Source organism: Rhodococcus sp. WMMA185 (assembly GCF_001767395.1).
In the GTDB taxonomy this organism is placed as follows: Bacteria; Actinomycetota; Actinomycetes; order Mycobacteriales; family Mycobacteriaceae; genus Rhodococcus_F.
Genome location: NZ_CP017014.1, coordinates 3,588,557 through 3,605,950, shown reverse-complemented (window position 1 = coordinate 3,605,950; position 17,394 = coordinate 3,588,557). Strand labels below are relative to the sequence as shown.

9 protein-coding genes are annotated in these 17,394 nt (G+C 65.4%); 5 read left to right on the top strand and 4 right to left on the bottom strand.

Going from position 1 to position 17,394, the window contains the following annotated elements:
• The first annotated feature begins 87 nt into the window (after positions 1-87).
• Both BFN03_RS16210 and BFN03_RS16205 read left to right on the top strand, forming a co-directional pair.
• A complete protein-coding gene (locus tag BFN03_RS16210; protein ID WP_070380994.1) occupies positions 88-891 on the top strand; it encodes a metal-dependent hydrolase in 804 nt (267 codons plus the stop codon).
• 102 nt (positions 892-993) lie between these two features.
• Entirely contained in the window at positions 994-1,476 is a 483-nt protein-coding gene (locus BFN03_RS16205; protein WP_070379867.1) for an adenosine-specific kinase, read from the top strand.
• 28 nt (positions 1,477-1,504) lie between these two features.
• Here BFN03_RS16205 and BFN03_RS16200 read toward each other — a convergent pair whose 3' ends face one another.
• Together BFN03_RS16200 and BFN03_RS16195 are read right to left on the bottom strand one after the other, a co-directional pair.
• Positions 1,505-1,879, bottom strand: a complete 375-nt coding sequence (locus tag BFN03_RS16200) for a PH domain-containing protein (protein WP_070379866.1) — start codon at positions 1,877-1,879, stop codon at positions 1,505-1,507.
• An 18-nt stretch (positions 1,880-1,897) separates the two neighbouring features.
• Positions 1,898-3,247, bottom strand: coding sequence for a serine/threonine-protein kinase (locus BFN03_RS16195; RefSeq protein WP_070379865.1), 1,350 nt, complete (start codon positions 3,245-3,247; stop codon positions 1,898-1,900).
• Between the two features lie 358 nt (positions 3,248-3,605).
• Here BFN03_RS16195 and BFN03_RS16190 point away from each other — a divergent pair, with 358 nt between their 5' ends.
• The 3 genes from BFN03_RS16190 to BFN03_RS16180 all read left to right on the top strand — a co-directional run bounded on the left by BFN03_RS16190 (position 3,606) and on the right by BFN03_RS16180 (position 15,304).
• Positions 3,606-14,366: a type I polyketide synthase gene (locus BFN03_RS16190; RefSeq protein ID WP_070379864.1), complete on the top strand. Its 10,761-nt coding sequence runs from the start codon at positions 3,606-3,608 to the stop codon at positions 14,364-14,366.
• A gap of 138 nt (positions 14,367-14,504) precedes the next feature.
• A complete protein-coding gene (locus BFN03_RS16185; RefSeq protein ID WP_070379863.1) occupies positions 14,505-14,861 on the top strand; it encodes a CD225/dispanin family protein in 357 nt (118 codons plus the stop codon).
• Positions 14,861-15,304: a DUF2752 domain-containing protein gene (locus tag BFN03_RS16180; protein WP_070379862.1), complete on the top strand. Its 444-nt coding sequence runs from the start codon at positions 14,861-14,863 to the stop codon at positions 15,302-15,304. Before BFN03_RS16185 ends, BFN03_RS16180 begins: the two co-directional genes overlap by 1 nt.
• Before the next feature lie 85 nt (positions 15,305-15,389).
• Here BFN03_RS16180 and BFN03_RS20255 read toward each other — a convergent pair whose 3' ends face one another.
• Positions 15,390-16,271, bottom strand: a complete 882-nt coding sequence (locus BFN03_RS20255; protein ID WP_232320554.1) for a nucleoside hydrolase — start codon at positions 16,269-16,271, stop codon at positions 15,390-15,392.
• 79 nt (positions 16,272-16,350) lie between these two features.
• Positions 16,351-17,232 carry a haloalkane dehalogenase gene (locus tag BFN03_RS16170; protein WP_070379860.1) on the bottom strand — a complete coding sequence of 294 codons (882 nt, stop codon included), beginning with the start codon at positions 17,230-17,232 and terminating at the stop codon, positions 16,351-16,353.
• Positions 17,233-17,394 lie beyond the last annotated feature (162 nt).

Sequence of the window (17,394 nt, the reverse complement as noted above, 5' to 3'; positions counted from 1 at the left end):
TGGCGGTGTCGGGTGTCATTGCTAGGTTTGGCGGTGTCAGGACTCGGATGACCGTGTCCCGGGTTGGTGCGAAAGGTACTGTCTTCCATGGTGATGGGTCCCACCCATGCAATGTCCGGTGCTGCCGTCGGCTTGGCGGCCTCAGATTTGCTTCCGCACGACTGGGGTGGGGCCACCTCCGCAGCCGAGGCGTTCACGTTCGCCGCTGTGTGTGCGGGGGCGGCGCTGCTCCCTGACTTGGACACCGGTCAGTCCACCGTTTCGCGCTCCTTCGGTCCGGTCAGCAATATCCTCGCCAAGGGCGTCGATGCGCTCTCGTTGGGGTTCTACAACCTGACCAGGGGAAAACGCGACGGAAAGCGGCGCGGTGGACACCGGACGCTCACCCACACCGCGTTGTTCGCGTTCGCTATCGGGGTGGGGGTGACTGCGCTGGTCGCGCGGTTCGGCAAGCCTGCCATCATCGCCACACTGTTCATCTTCCTGGGGCTCGCACTTCGTGGTCTCGCCGGTGAGCTTGCCAAAGAAAAGGGTTGGCTGGCGGTTTCGGCGGTGGCCGCCGTCTTGTCCGCCCTGACGTGGCAGATGTATCCCACGGAAGCCGGCTCTACGGGGCTCGGCGTAGCGGTGGCGCTCGGTTGCGTCACGCACTGTCTCGGGGACGCGATCACGAAGGACGGTGTGCCCTTCCTCGCCCCCTTCCTGGTGGTGGGCAAGGAGCGGTGGTTCGAATTGCGGTTGCCATCCTTCCTGTCCATCAGGGCGGGTGGCCCTTTCGAGAAGGTCGTGCTCGGCCCCGCACTCACCGTGGCCGTGGGTCTGATGGCGATCTGGGCCATCGATGGTGCGCCACAGGCGATCTACGACGCATTCATGCCTGTTCACGGGTGACACGGGCGTAGCGCCAGTGTGGCCGTCGTTGTAGTCCGTGCCGAAGCGAGGCAGACTGATTGTCGACCCTTCCGTCAATCACAGGCACCGGAGGAGGCGATCGTGGAACTGCACAGCGTAGCGGTCGACAAGCCTGACGACATGAACGTGGTCGTCGGGCAGTCCCACTTCATCAAGACCGTCGAGGACCTGCACGAAGCACTGGCCGGGGTGAGTCCTCACCTCCGGTTCGGTGTGGCATTCTGCGAAGCCTCCGGGCCTCGTCTGGTGCGCTGCTCGGGCAACGACGATCTTCTCGTCGAGTTGGCCAAGCGCAACGCGCTTGCCGTCGGAGCGGGACACTCGTTCTTCGTGTTCGTCGAGGACGGCTACCCGGTGAACTTCCTGAACTCGTTGAAACGAGTACCAGAGGTGTGCGGCATCTTCTGTGCGACGGCCAACCCCGTCGAGATCATCGTCGCGGAGACCGAGCTCGGCCGGGGCATCGTCGGCGTGATCGACGGGGGCCCACCAGCCGGCGTGGAGACGAGCGCCGATGTAGCCGACCGCAAGGCCCTGCTCCGCACGATCGGCTACAAGCTCTGAGCACCTGATCCGACGTAGGGCCGTGCCGTCAGAGCACGTGATTCGCGATGAGGTAGTTCACGGATCGGATGTCGGTGCCGCGGCCGAATTCGAAGCGCACCAATCCCAAGCTGCTGAACCACAGTTGGAGTTCGGTGTCGGAATCGAAGGTCCCGGACGTCTCGACGGAGAACGCTTGGATGCGGTTGTAGGGCAGTGAGGTGTAGTCCTTCTTCTTCCCGGTGATGCCTTGCGCATTGAGCACGACGATGCGCTTGTTGGTGAAGGTCACCGAGTCTCGCACGCCTTTGAATGCCATGAGAATCTCCTCGCCAGGGATGAGGAGTCCTTGAAGGGCGTCCCAGGCGGCATTCGGATCCGACTGGGTGAGTTTGATGAATGACGCATTTTCGAAGTCGATCACGGGCCGATCCTAATCGGCTCAGGGGATTCTGCGGCACGGCCCGTCCGGTGGTGGGGTGTGCTGGTAGCCGTCGTAGCAGGGCAGCACCTGTGGTGCGGGTGCGGCCGGTACCTGTGCCGGTTCGGGGGATGAGCCGATCGGGAGGCACGGCCCGTCCGGTGGTGGGGTGTGCTGGTAGCCGTCGTAGCAGGGCAGCACCTGTGGCGCGGGTGCGGCCGGTACCTGTGCCGGTTCGGGGGATGAGCCGATCGAGAGGCACGGCCCGTCCGGTGGTGGGGTGTGCTGGTAGCCGTCGTAGCACGGCAGTACCTGGGGCGCAGGTGCTGGTGCTGGTGCTGGTGCGGGTTGGGGCGCTTGCTGAGGTGGAGCTGTTTCCGCAATCTGGGTCTGCGCCTGCTGTGGTGCCTGTTCCGGTGCTGCCTGCTCAGCCTGGGTCGGATGGGTCGTGGCAGGCGGCGGAGTGGTCACGGTCGGCGAGGATGCCTGTTCAGACGTTGGCGATGCTGCGGGGACGGTCGCGTCGGGCGACGGCCTCGACCCTATAGCGATGCCGCCGACGATCGCGACAGCAATGATTGCTACGACCGAAAGGCCGGCGACCATGGCACGCCGCCTCCAGTTGACCGGAGGGATTGAGGGACTGGGCTCGGGGACGGATGGTGCGGGTGCCACCACCCCGCGAGCGGCGGCGGCCAATTCGCTTTCGGACGGGTATCGTCGTGCGGGGTCGACCGCGGTGCCCCGCGCGATCACGGCGTCCATGCCGGCGGGCACCGTAGGCATGACCGACGATGGATGTGTAGGCAACTCGTTTCCGCCCGAGGGCTGAAACGGCATGCCGGTGAGGCATTCGTACAGCACCGAGGCGAGACCGTAGACCCCCGACGGCCTGCCCGGACTAGCGGGGAGCCCGACGTCGGTGAGGCAGATCAGCCCGTTTTCCTGCATGTGAACGTTCGACGACGTGACCACCTGCTCTGCGAGTCCCGCCGCGTGTACAGCTTCGAGGGCCGACGCCAGTTGTTCGATGATGTCGACCGCGCGTGGTACCTCCATCGCGCCGGTGGACTGGAGCATCGTGTGCAGGCTGGTGCCCTGGATGTGCGGGGTTGCGAGGAAGAGGCGGTCGCCGATCTGCCCGAAGTCGTGGACCGGAAGCACATAGGGGTGGTGGATGTTCGCCGCAATGCCGGCAACTCGTTCGAACCGATCGCGGTACTCGTCGTTCTCGGTAGTTTCCGCTGGTAGCGCGCGCACGGTCACGTGTTGATTCGTGACCGTGTCGAATGCTGCCCAGACCTCGCCGTTCGCATCCGCTGACATTGGAAGGTCGAGGCGGTACCTGCCGAATCGGGCTCCAAATTGCATCGTCGTTCTCCGCCGCTTGATATGGGCGCGCCTGCGGGATTGTGCACCGGGGAGGGCGATAGCCTCCTCACCGAAATTCTACGGCGTGGTATCCGGTAGTGCCGCGCTCGAATTGCGAACTACCTTCGTATGCCGCACCTTTCGTTCCGAGGAGGCAAACGGCGGAAAGTGTTCTGACCTGCTTTCACGGCGTTGTGGCGAGCTTCTCGACGGGCCCTGAATCGGGCACGAAACTGTGGCCAATCGTGATCTAGGCGCCCCCGTCACCGCTGCGGATCAATGCGTCCGGGCCGTGGTCACGGATACAATCGAAGTTTCTACGCTGGCAAGGCGGATCTTGGATGGGAGCTGGTCTCGAATGGCCGATCAGGCGAAGCTCCTCGACTACCTGAAACGGGTGACAGCGGACCTCTACCAAGCTCGGGAGAAGCTCCGCGAGGCCGAGGGGGTGAGCCGCGAACCGATCGCCGTGATCGGGATGGGCTGCAGATTCCCAGGTGGGGTGCGATCACCGCAGGAACTGTGGAGTCTGGTGGAATCGGGTTCGGAAACCGTAACGAAGTTCCCCGAGGACCGCGGCTGGGGTCTGGCCGAACTTTACGACCCGAAGGCAGAGCAGTCGGGCAAAACCTACACGGTGCAGGGCAGCTTTCTCGACGAACCGGCGGCGTTCGATCCCGAGGTCTTCGGGATCTCCCCGCGTGAGGCGCTGGCCATGGACCCCCAACAGCGCCTTCTTCTCGAAACGAGCTGGGAGACCTTCGAGCATGCCGGGATAGATCCGCGGTCGTTGCACGGCCACCAGGTCGGGGTCTTCACCGGGCTGTCCGGTATCGACTACGCGGCGCGTGTCGGCGGACGCCCGCCGGAAGACCTAGAGGGTTACTTCATCACCGGCAACGCGATGAGTGTCGCCTCCGGGCGAGTGGCCTATAGCTTCGGCCTGTCCGGTCCGGCGATCACCGTGGACACCGCGTGCTCGTCGTCGTTGGTCTCCATCCATCTCGCCATGCAAGCGCTGCGCGCCGGTGAGTGCGAACTAGCGCTGGCCGGTGGGGCGACCGTTATGGCGACCCCCGCGGTGTTCGTGGAGTTCAGTCGCCAGCGCGGACTTGCCCCAGACGGGAGGTGCAAGGCATTCGCCGCGTCTGCCGACGGCACCGCTTGGGGTGAAGGTGCTGGGATGATCGCGTTGGAGCGACTCTCTGACGCAGAGCGAAAGGGGCACCGGGTACTGGCCGTAATCCGCGGCAGTGCGGTGAACCAGGATGGTGCAAGCAACGGCCTGACCGCTCCGAACAGGCAGGCACAGGAGCGTGTGATACGGCAGGCGCTGGCCAATGCCGGGCTGGATCCGGCCGACGTCGATGCCGTCGAGGCGCACGGTACAGGGACCAAGCTGGGCGATCCGATCGAGGCGACCGCGTTGTTGGCCGGATACGGCCGCGACCGCCCCACGGACCGGCCGCTGTGGCTGGGCTCGGTGAAGTCGAACCTCGGGCATACCCAGGCGGCCGCCGGTGTTGCCGGGGTGATCAAAATGATCATGGCGATGCGCCGTGGCGTCCTACCGAAGACGCTGCACGTCGACCAGCCGACCCCGCACGTCGACTGGTCTGCTGGATCGGTGTCTCTCCTCACCGAGAACCGGGATTGGCCGGAGGTCGATCGACCCCGCCGGGCGGCAGTCTCGTCGTTCGGCATCAGCGGCACCAACGCCCATGTCGTACTGGAACAGTTCCTGCCGGCCCCGAAGGAGCATGATCCGTCATCTCAGGAGGCGAGCCCCCACGCGGCCGAAGTCTTGGCCTGGTGCGTTTCGGGCCAGACCGAACACGCTCTGCGCACCCAGGCACAGCGGCTACGTGAGTATGCCGCCGACCACCCCGAGGTGCCGCCCGCCGCGGTGGCGAGCGCATTGCTGACCTCACGTACCAGGTTCGACCATCGCGCGGCGGTGATCGGCACAGAGCCGCAGAGCCTCTTGGCCGGTCTCGACGCCCTGAGTCGAGGTGCGCCCAGCGCCGACTTGGTCACCGGTGCGGCGTTGGAGGCCGGGGACAGGCCGGTCTTCGTTTTCCCGGGTCAGGGTTCGCAGTGGGTAGGTATGGCCACGGAATTGCTGGACTCGTCGCCAGCTTTCGCCGATGCCGTGCAGGAGTGCGCCGACGCGCTGGCACCGTACACGTCGTTCTCATTACTCGATGTCCTGCGTGATCCGGATCCGGCCGCGCTGGACCGGGCCGATGTGGTGCAACCCGCGCTGTTCGCAGTGATGGTCGGTCTCGCCGAGCTGTGGCGCTCCCACGGCGTCGAACCGGCTGCTGTGGTCGGGCACTCGCAAGGCGAGATTGCCGCCGCCTACATCAGCGGCGCTCTGAGCCTTTCCGACGCAGCTCTTGTCGTCGCGGCACGAAGCAGGGTGATTGTGACGTCGGCCCGGCGAGGCGGAGGTATGGCCTCAGTGCCGCTGCCCCCGGACGCTGTACGGCAGAGGATTCAACCCTGGTCCGGTGCCATCGAGGTAGCGGCGATCAACGGGCCGTCCGCGACGGTGGTGTCCGGTGCAGACGATGCCCTCGATGCCTTGGTGGGGCAGTTGGAGGCCGAGGGCGTGCAGGCCAGGCGGATCGCTGTGGAATACGCCTCGCACTGCGCGGATGTCTCGGTCCTGCGCCAACCGATTCTCGACGCTCTCGCCTCGATCACCCCGAGCCGGTCGCGGATTCCGTTCTACTCGGCTGTCACGGGTGGTGAGCTCGAGGGAACCGCCCTGGACGCGGGCTACTGGTACAGGAATCTGCGCCACCCAGTTCGGTTCGAAGAAGCGACGAGGTCGCTTGTCGCGGACGGGTATAGGTTGTTCATCGAATCGTGCAGCCACCCTGTGCTGACCGTGCCGATGCAAGAAACCCTTGACGCTACGGGTGTCGCCGGCCGAATAATCGGCACTATCCGCCGCGACCGTGCAGGGCTGCGTCAGTTCACCGCGGCACTCGCCGAGGCGTGGGTACACGGATTGGACATCGAGTGGGACCGCGTGGGCTGGGCTCGGCGCGACGGTCGGCACCCGTGGGTTGAACTGCCTACATACGGCTTCACGCACCGCCGTTTCTGGTTGGACAGTCCTGCGCCGCAGGGTGATTTCGCGTCGGCCGGCATGGAAGCGGGCGGACACCCGATGCTCGCCGCATCCGTAGAACTCGGTGACGGCCGTGGTGCGGTGTTCACGGGCCTGCTTTCACCGGAACGTTTTCCGTGGCTCAGCGATCACGCCGTGAACGGAACCGTGATACTGCCCGGCACCGCTTTCGTCGAGCTCGCCTTGCACGCGGGGAACCGCATCGGGTGCGCTCGGATCGAGGAACTCGCCATCGAAGTGCCCTTGACGATTCCGGTCGAGGGTGAAGTTGCCCTACAGGTCAGCGTGCTCGCCGACGGTGAAGCCGGCCGAGCCACGGTGGCGGTGCACTCGAGGTCTGCAGATGCCCCGCCGGAAGCTCCGTGGACGCGGCACGCCAGCGGCACGCTTTCGGCGTCGGTGGACGTCGATGACACTACCGAGCAGCAGTGGCCGCCGGCCGATGCCACTCCGATCGACGTCAGCGGTCTCTACGGGCTGCTCGACGAGGTCGGCTACGGATACGGCCCGACCTTCCGAGGGCTGCGGGCAGCGTGGCGTCGCGGCGACGAGCTGTATGGCGAGGTCCGGCTAGGCGGAGACGACCCCGAAGTCGCGGGATACGGGATCCATCCGGCAGTGCTGGACGCGGCGTTGCACGTGATTGCGTTCGGGGCCGCGGAAACTGGTGCACGCGACGTTCGGCTGCCGTTTGTGTGGGACAACGTACAACTGCACGCTGAGGGTGCAAGATCGCTGCGTGTGCACATCACCATGACCGGGGCGGAGCGATACCGGGTATCCGCATACGACGCGGTCGGGAAACGGGTGTTGACAGCGGACTCGCTGGCGCTGCGGCCTCTCGGGGATACGAGTGTCTCCACGGCTGGGGTAGGCAGCAGCCTCTACCGTGTGGAGTGGATACCCACCACAGCGGCCACCACTGCCGCTGCGGACTTGATGCCACTCCAGGACGCACTCGCCGGAGGCGATCACACCGATCGCGTGCTGTGGTTGGATCTTCATCCAGGCGACGAGTCGCCCATGCCGAGTCGAGCACACGCTGCCGCGCAGGAGGCTTTGCGCGCGATTCAGTACTGGCTCCGCGAAGACGGCCTGGACGAGACCCACCTGTTGGTCACCACCAGGCTCGCTGTCCCGGTCCGCGACGACGAACCGATCGACGACGTGGCCGCCGCACCTGCGTGGGGCCTGATCAGCGCGGTGCAGAACGAGAATCCTGATCGCATCACGCTGGTGGACCTCGATGTGCCGGCCGGAGAAACGCCAGATCCGGCGTTGCTGTCAATGGCATTGGCTTGCAAGGAACCTCAGGTGGCGATCCGGGACGGTTCGCTGCTTGCGCCCGTACTCGCTACGGCTGCGTTCAAGGCTGAATCCGAAGAAAGCCCGCCCCCCTTCGGTCCGACCGGAACGATCTTGATCACCGGAGGTACGGGAACCATCGGGAGGCTGATCGCGCGTCACCTCGTGGACCGGTACGGGGTGCGCCGAGTGGTGTTGACCGGCCGGCGGGCGCTCGACGCCGAGAGTGTGGCCGAACTTCAGGCCGAGTTCGCCGGCACTGGGGCGGAGGTCAGCGCCGCCGCCTGCGACGTGGCCGACCGCGCGGCGATCGCTGCCCTGCTTGCAGACATTCCCGACCTGTCCGGAGTGGTCCATGCCGCCGGGGTGCTCGAAGATGGTACTGCCGCCACGTTGAGTGAGGAGCAGTTGCACGCGGTTCTTCGCCCTAAGGTGGACGGCTCCTGGCATCTGCACGAACTAACCCGTGATCGCGAGTTGTCGGCCTTCGTGCTGTTCTCCTCTGCGGCTGGTGTGCTCGGCGGCGCCGGTCAGGCAAACTATGCCGCCGCGAATGTCTTTCTCGACGCACTTGCTCAGCACCGCCGCGTCCGCGGATTGCCCGCGATCTCGATGGCGTGGGGCTTGTGGGACCGTCCGAGTGGGATGACGTCCCATCTGAGCGCGACCGATCTCGACCGCTTGCAGCGCAACGGTATCGATACCATCAGCCCGGAGTCGGGGCCCGACCTGTTCGATGCCGCGTTGGTCTTGAACCGACCGTTGGTCGTCCCGATACGACTGTCGATGCGCGCCTCGAGAACCGAGGGTGAATCGGTGCCGCCGATCCTGCGGCGGGTTCTCGGTATCCGTCGACGGCGCGCCGCAGCCACCGAGTCGCCTACCGGTCTTGCCGACGAGTTGCGTGCACTCGATCCCGGGGAGCGCCACAGCCGAGTACTCGACATCGTCACCACGCACGTGGCCGCGGTGCTCGGCTACGACGGCAAAGAGGTGATCGACCCGGAACGCGCCTTCAAGCAACTCGGCTTCGACTCCCTGACCGCCGTTCAACTGCGCAACAACCTCGCCAACGCCACCGGCGTGAGCCTGGCGGCAACGGTGGTCTTCGACCATCCCACCGCGGACGCTCTCACGCGCGAACTCCTCGCCCGCCTACTCGGCAGCAGTTCAACTGCGCAACCGACACGCGCAGCACGTACCAGCGAGGACGACGACCCGATCGTGATCGTCGGCATGGCCTGCAGGTACCCGGGCAAGGTGTACTCCGCAGACGACCTGTGGCGACTCGTACGCGATGGCCACAACGCCGCGGGTGCGTATCCCGACAACCGAGGCTGGGATCTCGACGAGGTCTACGACCCCGACCCCGACCGCAGTGGCACCACGTATATGAAAGAGGGGGGATTCCTCTACGACGCCGATGAATTCGATGCCGCGTTCTTCGGGGTCGGCCCTCGTGAAGCGATCGCGATGGACCCGCAGCACCGACTTCTTCTCGAGAGTGCCTGGGAAGCCTTGGAGCAGGCGGGTATCCAGCCCGACTCGCCCGATCTGACCGGCACCGGGGTGTACATCGGGCTGATGGGTGGCGACTACGGCTTCCATTTGATGGCGCAGCGAAATGTCGATGCCGAGGGCTATCTGATGACCGGGACCAGCGACAGCGTGGCATCCGGCCGGATCTCCTACTCTCTCGGCTTCACCGGCCCCGCAGTTACCGTCGACACGGCCTGCTCGTCGTCACTGGTGGCTATGCACCTTGCGGCACAGGCCCTGCGCGACGGTGAATGTCCCCTCGCGCTGGCCGGGGGAGCGACGGTGATGTCCACGCCCGGTGTGCTGGTCGAGTTCAGCCGCCAGCGCGGGCTCGCCCCGGATGGACGGTGCAAGCCGTTCTCCGACCGGGCGGACGGCACCGGATTGAGTGAAGGCTCCGGAATGGTGGTGCTCGAACGGCTCAGCGACGCACGACGCAACGGCCATCGGGTGCTGGCGACCATTCGCGGTTCGGCGGTCAACCAGGACGGGGCCTCCAACGGATTGACTGCCCCGAACGGGCCGTCCCAGGAACGGGTGATCCGCCAGGCGCTGGCCAACGCCTCGCTCGGCCCAACCGATATCGACGCAGTGGAAGCGCATGGCACAGGCACGACACTGGGGGATCCGATCGAGGCGCAGGCACTATTGGCCACCTACGGACAAGATCGGGCCGGTCGGCCGCTATGGCTCGGTTCGGTCAAGTCGAACATCGGGCATTCCCAGGCGGCGGCGGGAGTGGCCGGCGTGATCAAGATGGTGATGGCGATGCGGCACGGGGTGCTGCCGCCGAGCCTGCACGGCGATGCTCCGACACGACACGTTGATTGGACAGCGGGCGAGGTCTCTCTGCTTGCCGAACCGATCGCGTGGCCCGAGACCGGACGGCCTCGACGAGCGGCGGTGTCGTCGTTCGGTATCAGCGGCACCAACGCACACATGATCCTCGAGGCGCCGCCCGCCGAGCCGGAACCGCAAGCTCCGCAGCCACCGGAGTCGCCGCTGGTCTGGGTGATCTCCGGGAAGTCGGCTGATGCGCTGCGTGCGCAAGCCTCTCGTTTGGAGGAATTCCTCGACAAGGATGAGGAAGACCTACCGGATCTGGCCGATCTCGCATACTCACTGGCCACCACCCGATCCAGCTTCCCGCATCGCGCGGCGGTGATCGGACAAACCTTGGCCGAACTCCGTGAGGGTTTGGCCCGTATCGCGGAAGGCCGACCGGGTGGCAACGTCATCACCGGGACTAGTGCCCGTGGGAAGACGGCATTCATGTTCACCGGCCAAGGAGCACAGCGGGTCGGGATGGGCCGCGGCCTCTACGATTCTTACCCGGTGTTCGCCGACGCGATGGACGACGTGTGTGCTGCCCTCGACGAACATGTGAAAACCCCGGTGCAAAAAGTGATCTGGGACGAGGCTGACGGCGGAGACGCGAAGCTCGACAGCACCGACTACACCCAACCGGCACTGTTCGCCGTCGAGGTCGCGCTCTATCGGCTGCTGCGGGATTGGGGCATTACCCCCGACTACCTGATCGGTCATTCGATCGGGGAGATCACCGCTGCACATGTCGCGGGGGTGTTCAGCCTGCCCGATGCCGCCGCGCTGGTGGGCAACCGTGGACGATTGATGCAATCGACCGAACCTGGCCTGATGATCGCCGTACGGGCGCGAGCAGAAGACATCATGGCGCAGATCGACGGCCGGGTCGATCTGGCAGCGGTCAACGGCACCGAATCGGTGGTCCTCTCCGGCGGAGAGGACGAGGTGCAAGCTGTCGCAACCGAGTTGAAGGCAGCGGACATCAAGAACACGACCCTGCGGGTCGAGCGGGCCTTTCATTCCGCCCTGATGGAACCCATCCTCGACGAGTTCACCGCCGTTGTGTCGGGGTTGTCGGCGCAGCAGCCGAAGATTCCTGTCGTTTCCAATGAGACCGGACGTTTGGCCACCGCCGACGAACTCACGTCTCCGGAATACTGGACGAGGCACATCCGGCAGCCCGTGCGCTTCCATGACGGCGTGCACGCCCTCGAAGAGCTCGGCGTCACCCGCTTCATCGAAGTCGGTCCCGGCGCAACCCTCGCCGCATACGCTGCCGAACTCGTCCCGGATACGATCGCGACACTGCCGAAACGTCGAACCGAGGCACACGCGATCATGGAGGCGGTTGCTGCCGCCTATGTGCGCGGAGTAGCGGTCGACTGGGATCGGGTGTTGCCTGGCCGCCGCCGGGTGAACTTGCCCACCTACGCATTCCAGCGTCGTTCCTTCTGGCCGTCGGAGCCCATGCGAAATGCCGGTGATCCGACGGAGCTGGGGTTGAGCGCAGCGAATCATCCGCTGCTCGGGGCGACCATGACGCTCGACGACGACTCGACGTTGTTCACCGGTCAGTTGTCGCTTCGGCGAGATTCGTGGCTCGTGGCAGCGCCGGTCGATGACACCGCGGCTGGGCCGCGTGATGACACCGCGGCTGGGCCGCGTGATGACACCGCGGCCGGGCCGCGTGATGATGCCGACTCGTCCTCGGCCGATGGCCCGCAGATCGTGTCGCCGTCCGTACTGGTCGAACTCACATTGCACGCGGCCCACCACGTCGGTTTCGACCATATCCGGGAACTCACTCTTCATCATCCAGTGACCCTGTCGTCGTCGGGGTCGGCATCGATTCGCGTGTTGGTGTCCCCGGACGGTGGTAGCGGCGATCGCACCGTCACGATTTCGTCGAATCCGGGCGAGGACGACAGCGAGGACGCTTGGGTCCGAAACGCTTCGGCGACGATCGACGACGTCGTCAGCGTTGCCAAGGAGGTACCGAAAGTTGATGAGGGTGCCGAAGTAGGCCTCGAAGAAGGTACCGAGATCGAGGTGGGCCTCGAAGAAGGCATCGACACAAGCGGGTTCGGCATCCATCCGGCGCTACTGCAGGACGTACTCGAGCCGATCCTCGGTTGGGATGGCTGGCCGATGGACTGGGCGGGAGTCCGTCTGCACACCGTTGGCGCAGAGGCGGTATCGGTGCAGTTCGAAGCGGGCGAGGACGGACGCTATCGGCTGGCCGCCATCGACCCGGAGGGTAGGCCGGTGCTGACGGTCGACGCGCTGCGGGTCGTGCAGAGGGTGACTGACGGGGAAGGCGCCGGCGGTTCCGCCGCTCGTCGATTGCACCGGCTGTCGTGGGTTCGCGTCGAGGTCGATTCATCTGAGCAGACCATCGGTCCGATGGTTGTGCTCGGTGCCGATGGGTTCGCCGACAACGTATTTGGTGACAAGGGATTTGGTGACAAGGGATTTGGTGACAAGGGATTTGGTACGGACCTCCCGAGGTATCCGGACGTGGAAGCTCTGCGAACCGCGATGGAATCCATGGCGGACGAGGATGACCGGCGGCCTAGGGCTGTGTTGGTCGGGTGCGGCACCGAGGGCGAGCAAGGTCCCGAGGCGACCCACCAACTGTGCGCCCGGGTGCTGAACCTGCTGCAGAAGTGGCTGGAAGACGATGTCGCAAACAGCCCCCTGGTGATCGTGACCCGGAATGCGATTGCCACCGATGACGATTCGCGGCGCGATGATCGAACCGACCTCGCCGCTGCTGCAGTGTGGGGTCTCGTCGGCTCAGCGCAAAACGAGAACCCGGATCGATTCGTGCTGATCGACCTCGACGAAGGGGCGGACGCGGAAGTTGCGACCGCGTCGGCCGCAATCACGTCGGCTCTGGCAAGTGGGGAACCGCAATCGGCAATGCGGAATGGCACCTTGCTTGCGCCGCGGTTGCGGCGATTGCGTCCCGTGCACGATTCCGCCGTTTCGCCATTCGATCCCCGCGGGACCGTTCTGGTCACCGGTGGCACCGGCGCTTTGGGTTCGTTGGTGGCTCGTCATTTGGTCACCGAGCACGGGGCACGGCATTTGTTGCTGACCAGCCGGCGCGGACCCGATGCCGAGGGCTGCGACGAGTTGCGCCGCGAACTGGTCGCCACGGGCGCCGAGGTGAGCATCGTTGCCTGCGATACGTCCGACGAGACGGCAGTTTCCGGATTGCTGGCCGAGATACCTTCCGAGCACCCACTGACGGCGGTGATCCACACGGCAGGGGTGATAGATGACGCCACCCTGCCTTCGCTCACCACCGACCGTCTCGACGCAGTGCTCCGACCGAAGGTCGATGCCGCCTGGCACCTGCACCGGTTGACGGAGAAGTGTGACTTGCAGGCGTTCGTCATGTTCTCGTCGCTGGCTGGGGTCCTCGGAGCGCCCGGCCAGGCGAACTACGCGGCCGCGAACATGTTCCTTGACGCCCTCGCCCGTCACCGCCACGCCCTTGGCCTGCCGGCGCTCTCGATTGCGTGGGGGATGTGGGCGCCGCCGAGCGCTATGACCGACAACCTCGGTGCGATCGATCTCGCTCGCGCGCGCCGCAGTGGAATGGTCCCACTGTCAGCAGTCGACGGTCTGACACTCCTCGATACCGCGTTGACAGCAGGTGTCGCAGCCGTGGCGGCCGCCCGGTTCGACCACTCCGGTACGGCGGCACCCTACGTCCCTGCTCCGCTGCGTGGCCTGATCCGGGAATCGCGCCCGCGGTCGTCGGGATCGGGCGCAGCAGAACCCGGATCGGTGGGGTCCGGACCGTCGGATTGGGAGCAGCGCCTTGCCAATCGGTCGATTCCAGAGCAGCGGCACCTGATGCTCGATCTGGTGCGGACCGGCGCCGCCGAAGTCCTCGGTTATGCCGCCGCAGACAAGGTCGACCCGGATCAGGCGTTCAAGGAACTCGGCTTCGACTCGCTCGCCGCCGTTGCTCTGCGCAACTATCTCGGTGCCGCTACCGGGCTACGGTTGCCGCCGACCGTGGTGTTCGATCATCCGAATTCGCGTGCCATCGCGGAGTTCCTACGTGCGGAGCTCGCCCCGGACCCGGCTTCGGTGGCTCTTGCCGACCTCGATCGGCTGCGCGCGGCCATCGCGCAACTCGGCGAAGACGGCGAGGCGCGGTCGGCGATCGCGCAGCGGCTGAGACTCTTGCTGGCGGAAGTCGGCGCGGGCGATGCACATGCCGACGCGGTAGACAAGATTCACTCGGCAACCAGCGAGGAAATCCTCGACCTGATCGATCGGGGTCTGTGAACCGAGGAAGCGTCCTGCTGAGCGTCCGCCTTCGCCGCACTCCTAGAGGGAGTGGGAGCAGTTGTGCAAGCAAAGTTAGACTGCCCAGTCTGTTCGTTTCGACCACATCCCAGCGTTCAAACCAAGCGAGGCCAACGAGTGACCGAGAATCCGTACCCTAGCCAGGACCCGAACTACGGACAGCAGGGCGTCCCCCCGCATCCGAACTACGGTTACCCGGCTCCGCCCCCGCAGGGGTACATGACCCCGCCGGACAACAACCTGGTCTGGGCGATCCTGGCGACGGTCCTCTGCTGTCTGCCACTCGGCATCGTCTCGATCGTCAAGGCAACGCGGGTGAACTCGCTGTGGTCGCAAGGCCAGTTCGATGCCGCCCGCAAGGCCGCCGAGGACGCCAAGAAGTTCGCTCTGTGGTGTATACCCGCCGGTCTCGTGTTTGCGGTGCTCTACGTCATCCTTATGATGAGCGCGTTCTCCGCGACCGCCGGCATGTGATGCAAGACTCCCAGGTGGACCCGGCAACGGCCCGGCAGGGAGTGCGTCGTCTCGGCGCGCCCGTGGCCGTTGCCGCCACCATTTTCACGGTGTGCGGGTTCGTCGCTTGGGCCGACCCGACGACGCCTGGTGGTGTCATTCCCGTGTGCCCGACCAAAGCGCTTCTGGGGATCAACTGCCCAGGCTGCGGCAGCACCCGCATGCTCTACTCGCTCCTTCACCTCGACATCGCGAATGCGCTGCGTTACAACGCTGTCGGCGTGGCAGCGCTCGTTCTTCTCGGCGCCGCGTATCTCACGTGGACTCGGGGACGGCTGCGCGGGCGCAAGATTCGCGGCTGGCAGCACCTACCTTGGGCACCGGCCGTCGCCCTGACAGTGACCGTGGCCTGGTTCGTGGTGAGGAACATCCCCTTCGAGCCCTTCACTGGACTACGGGTCTGAGCGGGGCTGGTCACCGTACGAAGCTGCTGTCAGTTGTCAGACGGGCAACCCGAACCGATCGGTCCCACGCGGCAACGGAGGTTCATCAGAGAGTCACCCGCCGCAGCAGCCTCAGGACGGATGCGGTATCAATTCCTGTCGCGACCCGATGGTGCCCCGAACCGTTGCACCGCAAGGTCGGCCCCGACTCGGTGTCGAGCACAACCATTCTTCCCGGCACGGTCGCCAGGCCGGCCGCCGACTCGTCTGCCAAGCAGACCGCCGCCACGCCGTCATGCGCTGGAACGTGCCAGCCCACTTCGGCGTACCCGTAATCCCTGGCCCGATTTCGGCCGTACTCCTGATGAATGCGGCGAAGAACTCGGCCGGCCTTCCCGTTGCCGAAGTCATCTCCCGACAGCAACACGGATCGCGTGATATCGATGCCCACCCACACCGCAGGGAGCAAGGAGTCCGCAACATGCTGCGCGGCAACAGGATCGTGCCGGGTGTTGGTATCCCCGGCCTGCCGCAGCCATTCACTGTCGCTCACACCGTGGCCGGCCATGATGACCACGCTCCGGAACAACTCTGGTAGCCATGGCGCGCGTTCAAGGGCCGCGGATAGATTCGTCAGCGGGCCGATGCACAGCAATTCTGCTTCCCCCGCGTGATCGAGAGCGAACTGCACAATCGCCTCCGCGGCTCCCACGGGACCGGTCCACGTTGGTCTCGGCGGCTCGCCTTCCCCGAGCCCATCCGGGCCATGAGCGGTGCCCCGGCGCCATGAAGGATTCGGTCTGGATGACCCAGCAACTACCGGTACGTGGTCCGCGCCTACCGTACGCAGAACATACTGTGCGTTCGCTGCCGCCTCATCGGCCGTACAGTTCCCCCAGGTCGAGGTGACTCTCGTCAACTCGACGCCAGATGTCCTCGCGAGAAAAGCCAGTGCGAGTGCGTCATCCGCGCCGCAATCGGTGTCCACGAGCACGTGTCGCAACTTTCTGATCCCCCAGGAATCCGAGCCACCGTATCGGTTGGGCAGGGGCGCCTCTTGACCGAACTCAACCCCGACCGAGGCTCGGCAGCCATTCGGCAATCGCCTTACCGATCTCGTGTGGGCTGTCCTCTTGGATGAAATGGGTTCCGGCGACTGTCGTCTCGGTTTGGTTCGGCCAGGAACGGGCGAACTCGCGTTGGGGTCCGGTCAGGATCGTTCCCGGGTCGGCATTGATGAACAGCTTCGGCACGTCGGAGGTCGACAACCAGTCGGCGTATGACTGCACGATCTCGACGACGTCGGCGGGTTCACCATCGAGCGGGATCTGGCGGGGCCACGTCAGCGTCGGCCGACGGTCCTCACCCGGGGAGGCGAACGGGCGCCGGTACTCGTTCATCTCCTCGTCGCTGAGCTTGCGGATGATCGACGCAGGCAGGATCGCCTCGACGAACAGGTTCTTCGTCAGCACCATCTCCTCGCCCGCCTCCGAACGCAGCGCCTCAAAGATCCCGCGCGCCGATTCCGGCCATTCCTCCCACGTCACAGGGCGAACGATCGCCTCCATGTACGCGATGCCGGCGACCCGGTCGCGGTGGCGGTTTGCCCAGTCGAAACCGAGCGCCGAGCCCCAGTCGTGGACGACGAAGGTGACGCTGTCGCCGAGTTCGAGTTGATCGAGAAGACCGTCGAGGTACTCACGATGCTCGACGAATGTGTAGGAGCCGACACCCGGGTCGTCGAGTTTGTCCGAGTCTCCGTGCCCGATCAGATCGGGCACGACGCACCGGGCCTGTCCGGACACGTGAGGCAGGATATCGCGCCAGAGATACGACGATGTGGGATTGCCGTGCAAGAAGATGACGGGATCACCCGTTCCGACGTCGTGGTAGGCCATTCGTTTGCCGTTGACGGTCTTGTACTGCTTGCTCAGTGCTGCGGTGGTCATGTACGTGAGTCAATGGCGCACAGCGAAACCTGTCAAGGCTCTCCGCAACGGTCGACACCTAACCCAGAGTCGATCGGCACCGTCTCCGTGACTCAGGTATCGGGTCATCGCTTGGTCAGGAGAGTTGGCGGCGCCTCAGCGACAGCACAACGTTGGCGACAC

Excerpts from the sequence above, each read along its gene's own strand:
- BFN03_RS16210 (WP_070380994.1), top strand. The coding sequence starts at position 88 with ATGGTGATGGGTCCCACCCATGCAATGTCCGGTGCTGCCGTCGGCTTG.
- BFN03_RS16190 (WP_070379864.1), top strand. The coding sequence starts at position 3,606 with ATGGCCGATCAGGCGAAGCTCCTCGACTACCTGAAACGGGTGACAGCG.
- BFN03_RS16180 (WP_070379862.1), top strand. The coding sequence starts at position 14,861 with ATGCAAGACTCCCAGGTGGACCCGGCAACGGCCCGGCAGGGAGTGCGT.
- BFN03_RS16170 (WP_070379860.1), bottom strand. The coding sequence starts at position 17,232 with ATGACCACCGCAGCACTGAGCAAGCAGTACAAGACCGTCAACGGCAAA.
- BFN03_RS16195 (WP_070379865.1), bottom strand. The coding sequence starts at position 3,247 with ATGCAATTTGGAGCCCGATTCGGCAGGTACCGCCTCGACCTTCCAATG.